At 74.7% G+C, this 17,887-nt stretch carries 17 protein-coding genes; 7 read left to right on the top strand and 10 right to left on the bottom strand.

Features of this window, described 5'->3' with window-relative positions; translation table 11 throughout:
- The first annotated feature begins 57 nt into the window (after nucleotides 1–57).
- Entirely contained in the window at nucleotides 58–978 is a 921-nt protein-coding gene (locus K1Y72_RS10720) for a helix-turn-helix transcriptional regulator (protein WP_220165708.1), read from the top strand.
- A 10-nt stretch (nucleotides 979–988) separates the two neighbouring features.
- On the opposite strand, the gene mgrA is transcribed toward K1Y72_RS10720, so the two are convergent.
- On the bottom strand, nucleotides 989–2,014 hold the full coding sequence (gene mgrA / locus K1Y72_RS10715) for an L-glyceraldehyde 3-phosphate reductase (protein ID WP_220165630.1): 1,026 nt from the start codon (nucleotides 2,012–2,014) through the stop codon (nucleotides 989–991).
- Nucleotides 2,015–2,055: 41 nt separating this feature from the next.
- A complete protein-coding gene (locus K1Y72_RS10710) occupies nucleotides 2,056–3,591 on the bottom strand; it encodes a N,N-dimethylformamidase beta subunit family domain-containing protein (RefSeq protein ID WP_220165628.1) in 1,536 nt (511 codons plus the stop codon).
- A gap of 134 nt (nucleotides 3,592–3,725) precedes the next feature.
- On the opposite strand from K1Y72_RS10710, the gene K1Y72_RS10705 reads away from it, so the two are divergent.
- The 3 genes from K1Y72_RS10705 (at nucleotide 3,726) to K1Y72_RS10695 (ending at nucleotide 6,757) form a co-directional block, all read left to right on the top strand.
- Nucleotides 3,726–4,718, top strand: a complete 993-nt coding sequence (locus tag K1Y72_RS10705) for an aldo/keto reductase (protein ID WP_220165626.1) — start codon at nucleotides 3,726–3,728, stop codon at nucleotides 4,716–4,718.
- A 171-nt stretch (nucleotides 4,719–4,889) separates the two neighbouring features.
- Nucleotides 4,890–5,087 carry a hypothetical protein gene (locus K1Y72_RS10700; protein WP_220165624.1) on the top strand — a complete coding sequence of 66 codons (198 nt, stop codon included), beginning with the start codon at nucleotides 4,890–4,892 and terminating at the stop codon, nucleotides 5,085–5,087.
- 137 nt (nucleotides 5,088–5,224) lie between these two features.
- Nucleotides 5,225–6,757, top strand: coding sequence for a serine/threonine-protein kinase (locus K1Y72_RS10695; protein ID WP_220165622.1), 1,533 nt, complete (start codon nucleotides 5,225–5,227; stop codon nucleotides 6,755–6,757).
- A gap of 19 nt (nucleotides 6,758–6,776) precedes the next feature.
- Here the strand turns inward: K1Y72_RS10695 and K1Y72_RS10690 are convergent, their stop codons facing one another.
- Both K1Y72_RS10690 and K1Y72_RS10685 read right to left on the bottom strand, forming a co-directional pair.
- Nucleotides 6,777–8,153 (bottom strand): NADP-dependent succinic semialdehyde dehydrogenase, encoded by a 1,377-nt coding sequence (locus K1Y72_RS10690; protein WP_220165620.1) that lies wholly within the window; start codon nucleotides 8,151–8,153, stop codon nucleotides 6,777–6,779.
- 90 nt (nucleotides 8,154–8,243) lie between these two features.
- The gene (locus K1Y72_RS10685; protein WP_220165618.1) at nucleotides 8,244–9,254 is read right to left on the bottom strand and encodes a lactonase family protein; all 1,011 of its coding nucleotides are present in this window, start codon (nucleotides 9,252–9,254) and stop codon (nucleotides 8,244–8,246) included.
- A 131-nt stretch (nucleotides 9,255–9,385) separates the two neighbouring features.
- On the opposite strand from K1Y72_RS10685, the gene K1Y72_RS10680 reads away from it, so the two are divergent.
- Complete coding sequence (locus tag K1Y72_RS10680) at nucleotides 9,386–10,693, top strand: DUF2252 domain-containing protein (RefSeq protein WP_220165616.1); 1,308 nt, start codon at nucleotides 9,386–9,388, stop codon at nucleotides 10,691–10,693.
- A 153-nt stretch (nucleotides 10,694–10,846) separates the two neighbouring features.
- On the top strand, nucleotides 10,847–12,496 hold the full coding sequence (gene pgi / locus K1Y72_RS10675) for a glucose-6-phosphate isomerase (protein ID WP_220165614.1): 1,650 nt from the start codon (nucleotides 10,847–10,849) through the stop codon (nucleotides 12,494–12,496).
- A gap of 76 nt (nucleotides 12,497–12,572) precedes the next feature.
- On the opposite strand, the gene K1Y72_RS10670 is transcribed toward pgi, so the two are convergent.
- From K1Y72_RS10670 to K1Y72_RS10655, 4 genes are all read right to left on the bottom strand, one after another.
- Entirely contained in the window at nucleotides 12,573–13,649 is a 1,077-nt protein-coding gene (locus K1Y72_RS10670; RefSeq protein WP_220165612.1) for a YihY/virulence factor BrkB family protein, read from the bottom strand.
- A 1-nt stretch (nucleotide 13,650) separates the two neighbouring features.
- Nucleotides 13,651–13,914: a DUF4235 domain-containing protein gene (locus tag K1Y72_RS10665; RefSeq protein ID WP_220165611.1), complete on the bottom strand. Its 264-nt coding sequence runs from the start codon at nucleotides 13,912–13,914 to the stop codon at nucleotides 13,651–13,653.
- Between the two features lie 133 nt (nucleotides 13,915–14,047).
- Entirely contained in the window at nucleotides 14,048–14,311 is a 264-nt protein-coding gene (locus K1Y72_RS10660; RefSeq protein WP_220165610.1) for an EF-hand domain-containing protein, read from the bottom strand.
- A 101-nt stretch (nucleotides 14,312–14,412) separates the two neighbouring features.
- On the bottom strand, nucleotides 14,413–15,372 hold the full coding sequence (locus K1Y72_RS10655; RefSeq protein ID WP_220165609.1) for an AraC family transcriptional regulator: 960 nt from the start codon (nucleotides 15,370–15,372) through the stop codon (nucleotides 14,413–14,415).
- Between the two features lie 81 nt (nucleotides 15,373–15,453).
- Between K1Y72_RS10655 and K1Y72_RS10650 the strand changes: the two genes are divergently transcribed.
- Nucleotides 15,454–15,957, top strand: coding sequence for an anthrone oxygenase family protein (locus K1Y72_RS10650; protein WP_220165608.1), 504 nt, complete (start codon nucleotides 15,454–15,456; stop codon nucleotides 15,955–15,957).
- Nucleotides 15,958–15,979: 22 nt separating this feature from the next.
- Here the strand turns inward: K1Y72_RS10650 and K1Y72_RS10645 are convergent, their stop codons facing one another.
- Together K1Y72_RS10645 and K1Y72_RS10640 are read right to left on the bottom strand one after the other, a co-directional pair.
- Nucleotides 15,980–17,191: a CaiB/BaiF CoA transferase family protein gene (locus K1Y72_RS10645; protein WP_220165607.1), complete on the bottom strand. Its 1,212-nt coding sequence runs from the start codon at nucleotides 17,189–17,191 to the stop codon at nucleotides 15,980–15,982.
- Nucleotides 17,188–17,868, bottom strand: a complete 681-nt coding sequence (locus K1Y72_RS10640; RefSeq protein ID WP_220165606.1) for a GntR family transcriptional regulator — start codon at nucleotides 17,866–17,868, stop codon at nucleotides 17,188–17,190. The genes K1Y72_RS10645 and K1Y72_RS10640 overlap by 4 nt, the downstream gene beginning before the upstream one ends.
- Nucleotides 17,869–17,887 lie beyond the last annotated feature (19 nt).

Here is a 17,887-nt window from a genome sequence, read left to right as displayed (position 1 = left end):
TACTGACAGCACCTGGAACGGGTACCGGTCCCGCGCCACACTGGACATGTGACGATCATGCAGACGGGGCCCGGGCACCGGGCCGCCCCGGCCCCCGCCCGGCGCCCGCACCGCCGCGCCGACCTGGCGGCGTTCCTGCGCAGCCGCCGCGAGCGCATCACCCCCGAGGACGTCGGCATGCCGCCCGGCCCGCGCCGCCGCACCCCCGGCCTGCGCCGCGAGGAGGTCGCCCAGCTCGCCGGCGTCGGGGTGACCTGGTACACCTGGCTGGAGCAGGGCCGCCCGATCAACGCCAGCCCGCAGGTGCTGGACGCGGTGGCGCGCACGCTGCGCCTGGACGCCGCCGAGCGCGGCCACCTGTACCGGCTCGCCGACCTGCCCGACGCGGCCGTCCCGCCGCAGGCCGACACGCTGCCGCCGGAGGTGCGGCAGATCATCGACGGGATGCTCCCGCAGCCCGTCTCGGTCGTGAACGACCGCGGCGACGTGCTGGTGAGCAACACCGCCTACGACGCGCTGTTCCCGACGCTGCGGGACGCGCCGCCCGGGGAGCGCAACACCCTGTGGCAGATCTTCACGCTGCCCGACTGCTGCAACCCGCTCGCCGATCTGGACCGCGAGGGCCCCGAGCACGTCGCGGTGTTCCGGCACCGGTACAGCCGCCACAAGGACGAGCCCGCCTGGCGCGACTTCGTGCGCCGGCTCCGCGCGGAGAGCCCCCGGTTCGCGCTGCTGTGGGACCGCCAGGACGTGGCCCTGCCCGGCCCGTGCGACAAGGTGCTGCGCCACGCGGCGGTCGGCGAGTTCCGCATCCGCACGACCGGCTTCGAGCTCACCGCCTCGCCGGGCGTGCGGATGATCGTCTACACCCCCGCCGACGCGGAGTCGCGCGAGCGCGTCGCCTGGCTGGCCGACCACCCCGAGGCGGCCGAGCTGGTCCGCGCCCACGCGCACGGCCGCCGCGGCGTCCCGGCCTGACCCGCCGCGGTCAGTTCGCGCTGGAGGGCGCCCAGAGGTTGATCCCGGACTCCACCGCATCGCGGTCGATGGCGGCGAGCTCGTCCCCGGTGAGCGGCGGCGCGTCGAGCGCGGCGACGTTGTCCTCCAGCTGCGCGACGCTGCTCGCGCCGATCAGCACCGAGGTGACGCGCGGGTCGCGCAGCGCCCAGCTCAGCGCGAGCTGCGCGAGGGACTGCCCGCGTCCCCGCGCGATCTGGTCCAGCGCCCGCACGTGCCGCAGCGCCTCGTCGGTGAGCAGGTCGGGCGACAGCGACTTGCCCTGGCTCGCCCGCGACCCCTCGGGCACGCCGCCCAGGTACTTGTCGGTGAGCATGCCCTGCGCGAGCGGCGAGAACGCGATGCAGCCCGCGCCCTCCTCCTCCAGGGTGTCGAGCAGCCCGTCCTCGATCCAGCGATTCAGCATCGAGTAGGACGGCTGGTGGATGAGCAGCGGCACGCCCATCTCCCTCAGGAGCGCCGCGGCCTCGGCCGTCCGCGCGGGGGAATAGGACGAGATGCCCGCGTACAGCGCCTTCCCGGACGTCACCGCGTGCGCGAGCGCCCCCATCGTCTCCTCGAGCTCGGTCTCGGGATCGTGGCGGTGGCTGTAGAAGACGTCGACGTAGTCGACGCCCATTCGCGCCAGCGACTGGTCGAGGCTGGCCAGCAGGTACTTGCGCGACCCCCACTCGCCGTAGGGGCCCGGCCACATGTCGTACCCGGCCTTCGTCGACAGGACGATCTCGTCGCGGTAGGCCCGGAAGTCCTCGGCGAAGATCCGCCCGAAATTGCGCTCGGCGCTGCCGTAGGGCGGCCCGTAGTTGTTGGCGAGGTCGAAGTGCGTGATCCCGAGGTCGAAGGCCCGCCGCAGGATCGCCCGCTGCGTCTCCAGCGGCCGGTCGTCGCCGAAGTTGTGCCACAGCCCGAGCGACACCGCGGGCAGTTTCAGTCCCCGCCGCCCGCAGCGCCGGTACTCCATCCGCTCGTAGCGGCCGGTGGATGCGTCATAGCTCATGATCCGATTCTCGCAGGCCCGGTGCGGCGCCCGCCGGGCGGTCAGAGGCCGGCGGCGAACTCGTCGAGGTTGTCGCGGGCCGGGTGGGACGCGGCGAGCGGGCCGGCGGCGAGCGCGGTCAGCAGGTTCTCGGTGGCCTTGGTGACGAACCGCCGGCCCGCCTCGTCCACGCCGTGCCCGCACGCCCTGCCGCGCATCGCGCACACCCAGCGCATCGTCCCGGTGGCGAACACGCCCGCGCCGCTCTTGGCCGTGTAATAGGTGGAGTCGGCCATCATCGTGGTGTCGCCGCACATGATGGGGGAGTGGGCGACGACCTCGATCGGCCGCGGCGTCGGCCCGCCGAAGTTCAGGGCGTCGGACTCGGGCCCGATGACGCCCGGATAGCGCGTTCCCTTGCGGGCGCCGGTGCCCTGGAACATCCAGAAGTCGGGGCGCCGCACGACGTAGGCGCCTTCGGCGGGGAAGCAGTTGTACTGGACGCCGATGAGGGCGCTCTCGGGGCGCGGTTTCGGCGGCAGCCGCCAGTCCTGCGTGGTCTCGGCGGGGTCGGTGCGCGCCAGCGGGTCGGCGTCGGCGTCCTTGTAGCAGATGACGAGGCGGTCGGCGCCGAGCGCGGTCGGCGCGAACCTGACGTGCCGGTTCACGGCGTTGGCGCCGAGGAAGGCGATGTTGACGCCCCGGTCGCGGGCGGCCGTGGTGTGCGCGCGCATCGCCGCCGACCAGTACTCGTCGTGGCCGAGGGTCAGCAGGGCGCGGGCGCCGTCCAGCAGGTGCGGGAAGGCGTGCAGGTCGTTGTCGGCGGCGTAGGCGAGCGGCAGCCCGAGCCGCTCGGCGAGCGCGATCGCGGGCTGCTCGTAGGCCAGGAACTTGCCCGCGCCGTTCTGGTCGTAGGGCCGGTCGAAGGAGACGGCGTACGCGCGGTCGCCGTCGCCGCCGGACGGCCCCTTGTACAGGTCGTAGCCGCCCCACATGTTGTACGCCTGCCACGTCGTCGTCGCGTTCAGCACCACGATCCGGCCGGCGGTGCTCGCCGACCGGACGGTGACCGGAACGAACCGCTGCGCGCCGCTGGAGGCGGTGAGCCGCACCAGGTAGCTGCCTTCGGGCCAGCCGGCCGTCGGGACGGTGAGCGAGGGGTGCCAGGGCGCGGTGACGGTGCGGGTGCGCCGGTCGACGCGCGCCTCGGCCTGGCGCTCGCCGGGCGTGGCCGGCGACGTCCAGAGCAGCCGCGCGCCGTCGCCGCCGTACCAGCCCATCCGGAACGCCTGCGCGGTGAACGGTCCCTTGGTGGTGGACACGTACAGCCGGAACGCCTCGCCGGGCAGGACGCTCACCCGGTCGGCGTAGCCCTCGATCTCGTGCTCGCCGCCCTTGCGGACGACGCGCCAGTCAGCGGTGCCGGGACGGGCGTTCTCGGCGCGCTCGCCGGCCGCGGCCGCCTTCGCGCGGGCCGTCGTCTCGCCCGCCGCGCGGCGGGGCGGCGCGCCGCCCGAGCAGGCGGTCGCCGCGGCGGCGAGCAGGAGCGCGAGGGCGAGCAGCAGCGCGAGGGGGGACCGCCCCCGGAGGGTCCGCATGGCCGGGCATTCTGTCGCATCCGGGGTCAGCGCGGGGCAAGGGTGCGCCCAACGGTCCCCCTTCGACCGGGTCCGGCGCGCCTCCGGCCCGCCCCGCTTGACCTGGAGCGCGCTCCAGCTGTTTGGGTGGGGGCATGGAGTACACGCAGCTCGGACGCACCGGACTGAAGGTCGGCAGGCTGGTGCTCGGCACCATGAACTTCGGCCCCGTCACCGACGAGCCGGACAGTCACGCGATCATGGACGCCGCGCTCGACGCGGGCGTCAACCTCTTCGACACCGCCAACGTGTACGGCTGGGGGGAGAACAAGGGCCGCACCGAGGAGATCCTCGGGAGCTGGTTCGCCCAGGGCGGCGGCCGCCGCGACAAGGTGGTCCTCGCCACCAAGGTCTACGGCAGCATGGGCGGCGAGACGCCCTGGCCGAACGAGGACAAGCTGTCGGCGCTGAACATCCGCCGCGCCGCCGAGGCGTCGCTGAAGCGCCTCGGCACCGACCACATCGACCTGTACCAGTTCCACCACATCGACCGGGCCACGCCCTGGGACGAGATCTGGCAAGCCATGGACGTGCTCGTGCAGCAGGGCAAGGTGCTCTACGTCGGGTCGTCGAACTTCCCGGGCTGGGGCATCGCGCGGGCCAACGAGGCCGCCGCCCGGCGCGGCTCGCTCGGCCTGGTCAGCGAGCAGTGCCTGTACAACCTCGCCGAGCGCCGCGCCGAGATGGAGGTGATCCCGGCGGCCGAGGCCTACGGTCTCGGCGTCATCCCGTGGTCGCCGCTGCAGGGCGGCCTGCTCGGCGGCGTGCTGCGCAAGCAGCGCGAGGGCGGCGCGTCGCGGTCGGCGTCCGGCCGCGCCGCCGAGACGCTGAAGGACCCGGCCGAGCGCGACCGGATCCAGCGCTACGAGGACCTCTGCGAGAAGCACGGCGCCGACCCCGGCGACGTCGGCCTCGCCTGGCTGCTCACCCGGCCCGGCGTGACCGGCCCGATCGTCGGGCCGCGCACCGCCGCGCAGCTGGAGTCGGCGCTCCGCGCCCTCGACCTGGAGCTGTCGGCGGAGTTCCTGGCCGCGCTGGAGGAGATCTTCCCGGGCACCGGGCCCTCCCCGGAGGCGTTCGCCTGGTGACGCCGGCGGGGTGACCGGAACGGGACGGGCCGGGGGCGCGAGCGCGCCCCCGGCCCGTCGGCGTGTCCAACTCGTGTTGTTTTTGGGGATCTCATTCGGGGATACGCCCGTCACTGATCGCTCGTGGGCCTCGCCGTGCGGCCCACCGGGAACGGATTGAAGGTCGGGAGCATGCGCATCGGATCACTCGTCGTCGTGCTGTGGCTGATCATCGGCGCGATCGCCGCGGGGCAGCGCCACTACTACACCGAGGACACCCCCGACTGCAGCCGGGCGGGCACCATCGCCGTCACCATCGTGGCCGGGCCGCTCAACTACGTCGGGCTCAACCCCAAGATCGACTGCAAGACGCCGCAGCCGAGCAAGTAGGGGCGGCGCCGGAGTCGTGCACGTCCGGGAAGGCCGGTCGGTTCGATCCTGGCCGTTGCCGGACTATCCCCCCCGGGACATGACATCTTGTAACACTGAATGTGCAAGATGCGGGAGATGGTGCCAGGGGAGGCGTGATGCGGCAGCGGGAGAGCCTGCTGGAGGCCCTGGGCGCGCACGACCCCGGGAGCGTCGGCCCGTACGCGCTGCTCGGGCGGCTCGGCGCCGGGTCGATGGGCCGGGTCTACCTCGGCCGGTCGGCCGCCGGGCGGCTCGTCGCGGTGAAGACGATCCGCGCCGAGCTCGCCCGCGACGGCGACTTCCGGGTCCGGTTCGGGCACGAGGCGACGGCGGCGCGGCGGGTCAGCGGCGTCTACACCGCCTCGGTCGTCGCCGCCGACACCGAGGCCGAGGTGCCGTGGCTCGCCACCGCCTACGTCCCGGCGCCGTCGCTGGAGCGGCTCGTGCAGGTCGCCGGGCCGCTGCCGGTGCAGGCGGTGCGCTGGATCGCCGCCTGCTGCGCCGAGGCGCTGGAGTCCATCCACGCCGCCGGGCTCGTCCACCGCGACCTGAAGCCCTCCAACGTGCTGGTGTCGCTGGACGGCCCGCGCGTCATCGACTTCGGCCTCTCGCACGCCAGCGAGCGCGCCCGCGTCACCGTCAGCCGCGTCGCCATCGGCACCCCCGCCTACATGGCGCCCGAGCAGGCGGAGGGCAGCCGGGAGGTCACCGCCGCCAGCGACGTGTACGCGCTCGGCGCGACGCTGCTGTACGCCGCGACGGGCCACGGCCCCTACCCGGGCGAGGGCGTGCTGGAGCTGATGGCGCAGCTCGCCACCCGGTCGCCCGACCTGGCCGACCTGCCGCTGGAGCTCGACGCGCTCGTGCGGTCCTGCCTGGACCGCGACCCGCGGCGCCGCCCGTCCCCCGCGCGCGTCCTGGACGCGCTGTCGCCGTCGCTCACGGCCAACTCCGGCGCCGACCCGGGCCTGTCCTACCTGCCGCCCGCCGCGCTGGAGCTCGTCCAGGAGTACCGCGAGGGACCGCGCTTGGAGGGCGCCGAGACCGAGCCGTTCCGCCCCCGCGAGACCGCGCCCCACAAGGTGACGCCGCCCCGCCGCAAGCGCCGGCCGAGCGAGTCCTCGGCGGTCGGGGCGTTCCTGCGCGAGCCGCGCAACCGCCTCGCCTCCGCGCTCGCCGTCGTGGCCGTCGGGTTCGTCGTGGTGCTCGGGCACCTGCTGTGGACGGGCGCCCGCGGCGGCGCGCCGCGCGAGGTCCGCGTCACCGAGACCGTGCGGACCGTCGTCGGCGGGCGGCCCCCCGAGGGGCCGCCGCCCGCGCCGGTGTCGGGCGAGTCGGCGCGCCCGACCGGCCGGCCCAAGATCACGGTGAACCAGCCGCGCGGCGACCGGCGGACGATCTTCGTGGTGCACGGCACCGGCTGGACCCCCGGCGCGGTCGTGATGATCAAGGTGGACCGGCTGCCGTACCGGCGCGGCCCCTCGGTGGACCGCACCGGCACCTTCAACTACGCCGTCAACCAGGACGGGGCGTCCTATCCCGCCGGGATGCCGCTCGGCCGCCACAAGGTGTCCGTCCGGCCCGAGAAGGGCGGGACGACGAGGAGCGCGCAGTTCGACGTCGTGCCCGGCCCCGGAGCCGCGCCCTAGCGGTGCGCCGGACGCGGCGTCAGGGCGCGATCCAGACGGTCTTGGCGTTACAGAAGGCGTGGATGCCCTGCTCGGACAGCTCCCGGCCGTAGCCGGAGCGCTTGACGCCGCCGAAGGGCAGCTCCGGGTAGGAGGTCACCATGCCGTTGACGAACACCTGGCCCGCCTCCAGCTCGTCGACGAACCGGTCCCGCTCGGCGGGGTCGTTCGTCCAGGCGTTGGAGCCGAGGCCGAAGTCGGTCGCGTTGGCGAGCCCGATCGCCTCGTCGATGCCGCGGACGCGGTAGAGCCCCGCGACGGGCCCGAAGGTCTCCTCGCCGAACATGCGCATCTCGCGGGTGATGCCGGTGACCACGGTCGGCGGGTAGTACCAGCCCTCGCGGTCGGGCCGCTCGCCGCCGCACAGCACCTTCGCGCCGTGCCGGACGGCGTCGGCGACGAGCTCTTCGAGGTCGGCGCGGCCCTGCTCGCTGACGAGGGGGCCGACGTCGGTGGCGTCGTCGGTCGGGTCGCCGACCTTCTGCGCCCGCATCGCGGCGACGAACAGCTCCTCGAACTCGTCGGCGACGCTCTCCTCGACGATGAAGCGCTTGGCGGAGATGCAGCTCTGCCCGTTGTTCAGGCAGCGCGAGGCCGCCGCCGTCTTCGCGGCGGCGGCGAGGTCGGCCGAGGGCATGACGACGAACGCGTCGCTGCCGCCGAGCTCCAGCACCGACGGCTTCACCTCGTCGCCGGCGATGGCGCCGACCGAGCGCCCGGCGGGCTCGCTGCCGGTGAGGGTCGCGGCGGCGACGCGCGGGTCGCGCAGCACCTTCTCGACCTTGTCCGACCCGATCAGCAGCGTCTGGAAGACGCCCTCGGGGAACCCGGCGCGGCGGAGCAGGTCCTCCAGGTAGAGGGCGGTCTGCGGGACGTTGGAGGCGTGCTTCAGCAGGCCGACGTTGCCCGCCATGAGGCCGGGCGCGAGGAAGCGCACCACCTGCCAGAGCGGGAAGTTCCACGGCATCACCGCGAGGACGGCGCCGAGCGGCTGGTAGCGGGTGAGGGCCGTCCCGGCCTTCACCGCCGCCGCGTCGGCGGGCCGGTCGGCGAGGAAGCCCGCGGCGTTCTCGGCGTAGAAGCGCATCGCGTGCGCGCACTTCTGCGCCTCGGCGCGGGCCGCCTTCACCGTCTTGCCCATCTCGGTCGTCATCATCAGCGCGACGTCGCCGGCCTCGGCGTCCAGCAGGCCGGCGGCCGCGTTCATCCACGCCGCCCGCCGCTCCAGCGGCGTGCGGCGGTAGGAGGCGAACGCCGCGGACGCCCGCGCGAGGCGGTCCTCGATCTGCTCGTCGGTGAAGGCGTCGAAGCTCCGCTCGACCTTGCCGGTCGCCGGATTCGTCGTTGCGATGGCCATGTCCGCCGTTCCCCTCTTCGTCCTGTTCGTCCTTGTGGCCGTCTCCTCGCCCTCCCCGCCCGCCCGGTCGGGAAACACGGGCCGGGAAGGTCAGCCCGCCAGCACGCAGACGGGGGTGGGCGCCGGGGCGGGCGGGCCCGCCGGCACCGGCAGCGGGTCCAGGTCGAAGGCGGCGACCGTCCCGCCCTGCTCGTTGGCCACGTACAGCCGGTCGCCGTCGACCTCCAGGTCGCGCGGCCCCGCGCCGCCCGACGGCACGTCCCCGAGGTGCTCCAGCGCGGCCCCGCCCGAGGTGACGCGGTAGGTGCCGACGACATCGGCGCCGCGCGTGGAGGCGTACAGGTGTGCGCCGCCGGCGCCCAGCGCGACGGCCGCGCCGGAGCCCTCCGCGCGGACGTACTCGCCGACGATGTCGAGCTCGGCGTGGGAGTCGCGCGGCCGCAGCACGAGCAGCCGGGGCGCGAGCTCCATCATCGCGAACACGTGGCCGCTCGGGTGCAGCGCCAGGTGGCGCGGCCCGTACCCGGCGGGCAGCGGGTTCTCACCGACCGGGACGAGCGCGCCGCCGCGGACGCGGAACGCGTGGATCCGGTCGGCGCCGAGGTCGGTGCTGAGGACGATCCCGCCGGGCGTCCAGAGCGTCTGGTGGGCGTGCGGGCCCTCCTGCCGGCCCGCGACGGGCCCGGTCCCGGCGCCCTGCCAGAGGGCGGGCTCGCCGTCGAAGCCGCCGTCCGCGTCCAGGCGCTGGAGGCCGAGGACGCCGGGCCCGTAGCAGGCGACCAGCAGGTGGGCGCCGTCCGGCGACACCGACAGGTGGCACGGCTCGGCGGGCACGGCGCGGGTGCCGAGCCCGGTGAGGCCGCCGCCGTCCTCGACGCGGTAGGCGGTGATCCGGCCGTCGGCCAGCTCCTCGACGGTGTAGAGCACCCGCCCGCCCGGGTGCAGCGCCAGGTAGGACGGCTTCGGCGCCTCCGCCGCGAGGGCGGGCGGCTCGATCGTGCCGCCCGGGACGCCGCGCGTCCGGTAGACGCCGCGCCCGTCGCCCTGGTCGCCGGTGTAGGTGCCCAGCCAGAGACGCCCGTCCGGCCGCTGTCCGCTCATCGATCCCCCTCGGCGTTGGTGCCCGCTCCCGGGCACCGGAACATCCGCAAAGGGTAGAGCTTGCCGAGAATTTGGTCTTACGGCGCCCGCCGCCGGTGAACGACCTCTTCGACGCGAGAGAGGAGCCGCCCGTGAGCGCACCCGGAGCGCGCTACGCCGAGGGCCGCGCGCTGCGCAAGCGGGTTCCGCGCGGCGCGCACGCCGCCTGGGAGCCCCGCCGCCGCCCGGCCGCCCGCATCCTCGCCGCCCAGGACCGCGACCGGCTGCCCGACCTCGTCCCGGTCCGCCGCGCCCGGATGGCCGAGTCGCCGCTGGCGTTCCTGCGCGGCGCCGCCGCCGTCATGGCCGCCGACCTCGCGGGCACCCCCGACACCGGCCTGCGCGTCCAGGCGTGCGGCGACGCGCACCTGCTGAACTTCGGCGTCTACGCCTCGCCCGAGCGGACCCTGCTGTTCGACGTCGACGACTTCGACGAGACGCTCCCCGGCCCCTGGGAGTGGGACCTGAAACGGCTCGCCGCCAGCTGCGCCGTCGCCGCCGCCGACAACGGGTGCGGCGAGTCCGAGCGGCACGCGACGGCGCTCGCCGCCGCCACCGGCTACCGCGACGGGATGCGCGAGTTCGCCGCGCTCGGCGACCTCGCGCTGTTCTTCACCTGCACCCGCGCCGAGGACCTGCTGGCCCGCATCCCCTGGCGCAGCGACCGGCGCCGCACCGGGAGGAACCTGCGCAAGGCGCGCGGCCGCGACAGCATGCAGGCGCTCCGCAAGCTCACCACCGTGCGGGACGGGCGGCTCCGCATCGCCGACGACCCGCCGCTGCTGGAGCACACCGGCGCGGTCGGGCTGAAGGCCGCCCGCGCCAACCTGCGCGCCTACCGGCGCACCCTGCGCGAGGACGTCGCGGTCCTGCTGGACGGGTACACGCTGGTCGACGCCGCCCGCAAGGCCGTCGGCGTCGGCAGCGTCGGCACCCGCTGCTATGTCGCGGTGCTGCAGGGCCGCGACCGCGACGACCCGCTCGTCCTGCAGGTCAAGGAGGCGGGCCGGTCGGTGCTGGAGCCCCACCTGCGGCGCAGCGAGTACCTCGACCAGGGGCACCGGGTGGTCGCCGGGCAGCGGCTCATGCAGTCCTCCAGCGACCCGTTCCTCGGCTGGAGCCCCGGCGGCGACGGGCGCTTCTACTACTGGCGGCAGTACCGCGACATGAAGGGCTCGGCCGACGTCACCGCGATGCCGCCGCGCGCGCTCCGGCTGTACGCGCGCGCGTGCGGGCGCGGTCTCGCGCTCGCCCACGCCCGCACCGGCGACCGCCTCCGCATCGCGGGGTACATCGGGCGCGGCGAGGTGTTCTGCCGGGCGGTGGCCGCGTTCGGTCTCGCCTACGCCGAGCGGAACGCCGCCGACCACCGGGAGTTCCTGGCGGACAATCGCGGGTAGAGGCCGGACGGACCGGGGGAGCCGGGCCGCCCCCGCGCGCGTTGGCGCCCGGGCCGGCGGCCCGCCGACCTATGATCACGACGGGGGCGCCGGGGGTTCCTCCGGGGGCGCCGGACGCGTACGCCCGGCACGGCGGAGAAGAAGAGAGGGACGATGACCGACATCACCGAGACGGCGGAGTGGTCGGCGCTCGCCGAGCACCACGCGGGGCTGGCCGACCGGCACCTGCGCGAGCTGTTCGCGGACGACCCGGGGCGCGCGGAGCGGATGACGGCGACGGCGGGGGAGCTGTACCTGGACTACTCCAAGCACCGCGCGACCGACGAGACGGTCCGCCTGCTGGTGGCGCTCGCCGAGGCCGCGGGGCTGCGCGGGCGCATCGACGCGATGTTCTCCGGCGAGCACATCAACGTCAGCGAGGACCGCGCCGTCCTGCACACCGCGCTGCGGCTGCCGCCCGGCGCGTCCCTCACCGTCGACGGCCAGGACGTCGCCGGCGACGTCCACGCGGTGCTGGACAAGATGGCCGACTTCAGCGAGCGGGTCCGCGGCGGCGAGTGGACCGGGTTCACCGGCAAGGCGATCCGCACCGTCGTCAACATCGGCATCGGCGGCTCCGACCTCGGCCCGGCGATGGCCTACGAGGCGCTCCGCGACTACGCCGACGCGGGCATCGGCGCCCGCTTCGTCTCCAACATCGACCCGGCCGACATCACCACGGTGCTCGCCGAGGCCGACCCCGAGGAGACGCTGTTCATCGTCGCGTCCAAGACCTTCGGGACGCTGGAGACCCTCACCAACGCCAAGGTCGCCCGGCAGTGGCTGGTGGAGCGGCTCGGCGACGACAAGGCCGTCGCCCGGCACTTCGTCGCGGTGTCCACCAACGCCGAGCGGGTCGCCGAGTTCGGCATCGACACCGACAACATGTTCGGGTTCTGGGACTGGGTCGGGGGCCGCTACTCCTTCGACGGCGCCATCGGCCTCTCCCTGATGCTCACCGTCGGGGCGCGCGGCTTCGTGGAGATGCTCGCCGGCTTCCACACCATGGACGAGCACTTCCGCACCCAGCCGTTCGAGAAGAACATGCCGGTGCTGATGGGCCTGCTCGGCGTCTGGTACACCGACTTCTTCGGCGCGCAGACCCGCGCGGTGCTGCCCTACAGCCAGCGCCTCGCCCGCTTCCCCGCCTACCTGCAGCAGCTCACGATGGAGTCCAACGGCAAGTCGGTGCGCGCCGACGGCGCCCCCGTCGTCGCGCAGACCGGCGAGATCTTCTGGGGCGAGCCGGGCACCAACGGCCAGCACGCCTTCTACCAGCTCCTGCACCAGGGCACCCGGCTCGTCCCGGCCGACTTCCTCGGGTTCGGCGAGCCGTTCACCGACGCGGCGGCGGGCGGCGCGGGCATGCACGACCTGCTGAACGCCAACCTGTTCGCGCAGACCACCGCGCTGGCGTTCGGCAAGACCGCCGAGGAGATCGCCGCCGAGGGAACGCCCGCCGCGGTCGTCCCGCACAAGGTGATGCCGGGCAACCGGCCGACCAGCACGATCCTGGCGCCGAAGCTGACGCCCGGCGTCCTCGGCCAGCTCGTCGCCCTCTACGAGCACATCGTGTTCGTCGAGGGGACGGTCTGGGGCATCGACTCCTTCGACCAGTGGGGCGTCGAGCTCGGCAAGATCATGGCCAAGGACCTGGAGTCCGCGCTCACCGGCGAGGAGCCGCCGGCGGCGGACGCGCTGCCCGACCCGTCGACGGCCGCGCTCGTGCGCCGCTACCGCGAGCTGCGCGGCCGCCGCGTCTGACGCCCGGCCCTGAGACGCCACCGGCGTCCGCCCCTGCTGGGGCGGACGCCGGTGGCGTCTCAAGAGGTGCCGCGTGTCAGGAGCCGCTGCGCGGGCGCGGCGGCCCGTCGGCGGGACCCTCGTTGCGGGTGGGCTTGCCGGCGTCCTCCTCGTCCCCGGCGTCGGGGAGGAGGTCGTCGGGGAAGCCGCGGGTGCCGCGCGGCTCGACGTAGGGCTCCCGGTCCTCGGGCAGGCCGCCCGCGATGGCCCGCCCGCGCTCCAGCTCGGCGTTCAGCTCGGCGCCGAGCAGGATCGCCAGGTTGCTGAGCCACAGCCAGACGAGGAACACGATGAGCCCGGCGAGGCTGCCGTAGGTCTTGTTGTAGGAGGAGAAGTTGGCGACGTAGAACGCGAACCCGGCCGACACCGCCAGCCAGAGGACGATCGCGAGCAGGCCGCCCGGCGTCACCCAGCGGAAGCCGTGCTTGGCGTTCGGCGACGCCCAGTACAGCAGCGCGAACAGCAGGCTCGCGATGATCAGCATGAGCGGCCACTTGAGCAGCCCCCAGGCGGTGACGGCGGCCGAGCCGAAGCCGAGCAGGTCGCCGACCTGGCGGGCGATCGGGCCCGACACCACCACCATGACCGCCGAGGCGGCCAGCAGGACCAGCGTCACCAGCGTCACCGCGACGCGGATCGGCAGCGTCTTCCAGATCGGCCGGCCCTCGGGCACGTCGTAGACGGCGTTGGAGGCGCGCATGAACGCCCCCACGTAGCCCGACGCCGACCAGATCGCGGCCAGCAGGCTGATGACCGCCACGAACCCGGCGCCGGTGCGGCCGCGCTGCAGCTCGGTGAGGGCGTTGGTGAGGACCTGCTTCACCGAGCCGGGCGCGAGCTGCCCGACGTTGGTGACCAGGTCGTCCGACAGGGACTTGCCGCCGAGCCCGACCAGCGACACGACGACGAGCATCGCCGGGAAGATGGACAGGACGCCGTAGTAGGTGAGGGCGGCGGCCCAGTCGGTGAGGTTGTCGTCCTTGAACTCGGCGAAGGTGCGCTTCAGCGCCCCCCACCAGCCGCGCCCGGCGAGGCTCGTCGGGGAGTCGGGGCCGGCGTCGGCGGCTTCCGCGGGCGCCTCGGTGCGCGCGTCGGCGCTCGTCTCGCGCGCCATGTCAGTCGTCCCCGGGCCAGCGGCCGGTGGCCTTGCGGACCGCCTGCGCGCCCGAGCGCTGCATCGCGGCCTTGACGAGGCCGAAGATGGCGCCCTGGACGGCCGCGGCGATGAGGACCTGCGTCCAGGTGTAGTCGCGGTCGGCGGCGTCGGGGGCGTCGTCCTGGCCCGCCGCGCGCTTCCACACCTGCTTGAAGAGCGTGCCGGCGACGATGCCGCCGACCACGCTGAACAGAAGTGACAGAGCCTTGTAGAGGAGGTTCATCGTGCCCACATCCCGGAACGTTTCGAGGTCGTCCGGTTCCTGTTCCCGCTCACCGGAGGTGAAACGGGAGATGTCGCACAACGAGAGGCGGCCGCCCCGCTGGGTGATCGGGACGGCCGCGGTGCCCGGCGGGTCAGCCCGCCGCGGCGGCGGGCCGGGGGCCGGGCAGCGTCCAGCCCTGGGTGTCCAGCAGCACCCGGAACTCGGCGGCGGAGATGTAGCCGTCGTGGTCGGCGTCCGCCCGCTCGAAGCGGTCCTGCACCTCGGCGCGGCTCCACGACAGGCCGAGGGCCTCCAGCACCAGCCCGAACTCCATCAGGTCGAGCCGCTCGTCGCCGCCGAGGTCGGCGCGCGCGAACACGGTGCGGAGGTCGTCCCCCGGTGACTTCGTGGTCATCTCGCTCCCATCCGAAGGTGTGATAAGCCTCGCATCCTGTCATACGGGACGCGGATTTCCGGAGCGAAACGCCAGTGTTTTCAGCAGGTGTACGGAGCCCTTTACCCGGGCTCGACCCGAGGCCCCGCGGCCCGGGCCGCCCGGTACTCCTGGGGGCTCACGCCCTGCTCGCGCTTGAACGCGGCGCTCAGCGCGAACGCCGTCCCGTAGCCGACGCGGCGGGCGATCGCCTCCAACGTGCGCTCGCTCTCGCGCAGCAGGTCGGCGGCCTCGGCGAGGCGGAGGCCGGTGAGGTAGGCCATGGGGGGCTCGCCGACGAGCCGCCCGAACCGCTGGGCGAGGGCCGCGCGGGACGCGCCGACCTCGGCGGCGAGGGCGGCGACCGTCCAGGGGCGGGCGGGCTCGGCGTGCAGCAGCCGGAGCGCCGGGCCGACGACCGGGTCGCCGTGCGCCCGGTACCAGCCGGGGGCGGCCGCCTCCGGGCGCGCGAACCAGTGCCGCAGCACCGCGATGAGCAGCAGGTCCAGCAGCCGGTCGAGGACGACGTCCTGGCCCGGCTCGTCGCGGACGATCTCGGTGCCGAGCAGCGGCAGCAGCGGCGAGCCGAGGTCGGCGGCGCGCACCGCGACGACCGGCGGCAGCGCGGCGAGCAGCCGCCCGGTGACGGCGCCGCGCAGCTGGTAGGCGCCGACGAGCAGCACCGACGGCCCGTCGGGGTCGGTGCCCCAGCTGCGGACGCCGAGGTCCAGCGCCTCCGCCAGGCTCGTGCCGTCGGGCGTGGTGCAGCGCTGCCCGGGATGGACGACGATCTGCGGGGGCGTCGCCGGGTCGTCGGCGACGGTGTAGTGGCCGGGGCCGCGGATCACCAGGACGTCGCCCTCGGCGGCGTGCAGCGGCGCGCCGCCGTCGGGCATCAGCCAGGCGCCGCCGCGGGCCATGGCGACGAGGCAGAGCGGCGCCTCGTCCTGGATGCGCACCGACCACGGGGGCGCCAGGGACGCGCGGAGCAGGAACGCGCCGCGCGCCCGGGGGCCGTCGAGCAGGCCGGTCAGCGCGTCCATGCGGCCAGCGTAGACGCTCGCGTATGGCGCCGAGCGTCCCGGCGATGTCGCCGCGGGCGGCGCGCCGGTTGACTCGACGGCATGAGAACGCTGCTCACGACCACCGCCGCCGCCCTGTCGATCCTCATGACGACGGGGATGGCGGGCACCTTCTTCGGCTTCAGCGCCGGCGTCATGCCGGGGCTGAACGCCGCCGGCCCCCGGTCGGCGATCGAGGCGATGCAGGGCATCAACCAGCGCATCCAGAACCCGCTGTTCCTCGCGGCCTTCATGCTGGCGCCGCTCGTCGCGATCGTCGCCGGCGTGCTGCTCCTCATGGCAGACCGGAAGGCGGCGGCGCTGCTGTTCTTCGCCGCCGCGGCCGTCTACTTCGTCGGCGCGTTCGTCCCGACGGTCGCCGTCAACGTCCCCATGAACAACGACCTGGACGCGGTGCGGATCCCGTCCGACCCGGCGGCCGCGGCGCGGATCTGGTCGGACTACTCGGGCCGGTGGACGGCGTGGAACACCGCGCGCGCCGTGTTCAGCGCCGCGAGCGTCCTGCTGATGTCCTACGGCCTGTACCGCTGGGGTCAGGACGGCTAGGGGACGCCTCCCGGCGTGCCCGCTAGATCGTCCCGGCGGCGGCGAGGGCGGCGATGTCCCGGTCGGAGAGGCCGAGCAGCGTCCCGTAGACCTCGGCGTTGTGCTCGCCGAGCGCGGGGCCCATGGAGCGGACGGCGCCGGGCGTGCCCGACAGCTTCGGCACGACGTTGTGCATCGGGAAGTCGCCGAACTCGGGGTGCGCGAGCCGGATGATGGCCTCGCGCGCCCGGTAGTGCGGGTCGGCGAGCATGTCCTTGGCCCGGTAGGTGAGCCCGGCGGGGATGCCGTTCTCGTGCAGCAGCTCCAGCAGCGGCCCCGACTCCTGATCGGCGGTCCACGCGCCGATGAGGTCGTCCAGCTCCTCGGCGTTCGCGCCGCGCGCGCCGTGCGTGGCGTACCGCTCGTCGTCCGCCAGCTCGGGGCGGCCCATGAGCGCGGCGAGGCGCGCCCAGATGGTGTCGCGGTTGGCGGCGATGAGGACGGGCCCGTCCCTCGTCGGGTACACGTTGCTCGGCGCGACGTTCGGCAGCACCGACCCGGTGCGCTCGCGCTGGTAGCCGGCGATCTCCCACTCGGGGACCAGGGACTCCATCATCGCGAGGACCGCCTCGTACAGCGCGGCGTCCACGACCTGCCCGCGGCCGGTGCGGCGGCGGGCGTGCAGCGCGACGAGCGTGCCGAGGGCGGCGAACGTGCCGGCGAGCTCGTCGCCGAGGGAGATCCCGGCGCGCGACGGCGGCTTGTCGGGGTCGCCGGTGACGTAGCGGATGCCGCCCATCGCCTCGCCGACCGACCCGAACCCGGCGCGCGGCGCGTACGGGCCGTCCTGCCCGTAGCCGGTGACGCGGGTGATGACCAGGCCGGGGTTGTCGGCCCACAGCGCCTCGGGCGCGAGGCCCCAGCGCTCCAGGGTGCCGGGCCGGAAGTTCTCCACCAGCACGTCCGCGCCGGCGATGAGGCGGCGGGCGAGGCCCTGGCCCTCGGCGGTGCGCAGGTCCAGCGTCACCGACCGCTTGTTGCGGGCGAGGATCGGCCACCACAGCGACTTGCCGTGCGGCTTCTCGCGGCCCCACTGGCGCATCGGGTCGCCTGCGCCCGGCGGCTCGACCTTGATGACGTCGGCGCCGAAGTCGCCGAGGAGCTGGCCGCAGAACGGGCCGGCGAGGAGCTGGCCCATCTCCACGACGCGCAGGTCGTCGAGGGCGGCGGCCGGGGGTGCGGGGGCGTCGGTCATGCGCTGTCCTCGCTCGTGCGGACGTGGTCGATCAGGTGGCCGGCGGCGGCGCGGATGTGCGACCGCATCACCGCCCCGGCCCAGGCGGGGTCGCGGGCGCGCAGCGCCGCGGTGATCTCGCGGTGGTGGGCCATGCTGCGCGCCAGCGACGCGGCGTCGTAGCGGTGGAAGGTGCCGAGGACGAGCGGCGCGTGCACCACCGACGTCAGCAGCGGCGGCAGCCGCCGGTTGCCGGACGCGGCGATGACCGCGGCGTGGAACCGGTCGTTCAGCTCGGCGACGCGCTGGAAGCCGCCCGCCGCGGCGGCCTCCTCCATCCCGTCGCAGAACGCCTCCAGTTCCGCGAGCGCCCCGTCCGGCAGGCCGCGCCGGGCGGCCCGCCCGGCCGCGTAGGGCTCCAGCACCCCGCGCAGCTCGAAGATCTCCTCCAGGTCCGCGGCGGACCAGCGGACGACGCGCGCCCCCTTGTGGGGGAGCACCTCCACCAGGCCGTCGGCGCCGAGCCGGGCGAGCGCCTCGCGGACGGGCGTGCGCGACAGCCCGAGCGTCCCGGCGAGCTCGGCCTCGCCGAGGCGGCTGCCCGCCGCCGCGCCGCCGGTGAGGATCATCTCCCGCAGCGCCGCGTACGCGACGTCCGCCGCCCGTGCCACGTCCACCCCCGATGCCCTGGATTGCATGCAATCTAGGCTTTAGGCT

This window comes from Actinomadura parmotrematis, assembly GCF_019458805.1.
GTDB classification, from domain to species: Bacteria; Actinomycetota; Actinomycetes; order Streptosporangiales; family Streptosporangiaceae; genus Spirillospora; species Spirillospora parmotrematis.
This window is presented reverse-complemented; position numbering and strand designations above follow the sequence as displayed.

Coding starts and splice junctions, on each gene's coding strand:
- K1Y72_RS10720 (WP_220165708.1), top strand. CDS start 58: ATGCAGACGGGGCCCGGGCACCGGGCCGCCCCGGCCCCCGCCCGGCGC.
- mgrA (WP_220165630.1), bottom strand. CDS start 2,014: ATGAGCTATGACGCATCCACCGGCCGCTACGAGCGGATGGAGTACCGG.
- K1Y72_RS10710 (WP_220165628.1), bottom strand. CDS start 3,591: ATGCGGACCCTCCGGGGGCGGTCCCCCCTCGCGCTGCTGCTCGCCCTC.
- K1Y72_RS10705 (WP_220165626.1), top strand. CDS start 3,726: ATGGAGTACACGCAGCTCGGACGCACCGGACTGAAGGTCGGCAGGCTG.
- K1Y72_RS10700 (WP_220165624.1), top strand. CDS start 4,890: ATGCGCATCGGATCACTCGTCGTCGTGCTGTGGCTGATCATCGGCGCG.
- K1Y72_RS10695 (WP_220165622.1), top strand. CDS start 5,225: ATGCGGCAGCGGGAGAGCCTGCTGGAGGCCCTGGGCGCGCACGACCCC.
- K1Y72_RS10690 (WP_220165620.1), bottom strand. CDS start 8,153: ATGGCCATCGCAACGACGAATCCGGCGACCGGCAAGGTCGAGCGGAGC.
- K1Y72_RS10685 (WP_220165618.1), bottom strand. CDS start 9,254: ATGAGCGGACAGCGGCCGGACGGGCGTCTCTGGCTGGGCACCTACACC.
- pgi (WP_220165614.1), top strand. CDS start 10,847: ATGACCGACATCACCGAGACGGCGGAGTGGTCGGCGCTCGCCGAGCAC.
- K1Y72_RS10670 (WP_220165612.1), bottom strand. CDS start 13,649: ATGGCGCGCGAGACGAGCGCCGACGCGCGCACCGAGGCGCCCGCGGAA.
- K1Y72_RS10665 (WP_220165611.1), bottom strand. CDS start 13,914: ATGAACCTCCTCTACAAGGCTCTGTCACTTCTGTTCAGCGTGGTCGGC.
- K1Y72_RS10660 (WP_220165610.1), bottom strand. CDS start 14,311: ATGACCACGAAGTCACCGGGGGACGACCTCCGCACCGTGTTCGCGCGC.
- K1Y72_RS10655 (WP_220165609.1), bottom strand. CDS start 15,372: ATGGACGCGCTGACCGGCCTGCTCGACGGCCCCCGGGCGCGCGGCGCG.
- K1Y72_RS10650 (WP_220165608.1), top strand. CDS start 15,454: ATGAGAACGCTGCTCACGACCACCGCCGCCGCCCTGTCGATCCTCATG.
- K1Y72_RS10645 (WP_220165607.1), bottom strand. CDS start 17,191: ATGACCGACGCCCCCGCACCCCCGGCCGCCGCCCTCGACGACCTGCGC.
- K1Y72_RS10640 (WP_220165606.1), bottom strand. CDS start 17,868: ATGCAATCCAGGGCATCGGGGGTGGACGTGGCACGGGCGGCGGACGTC.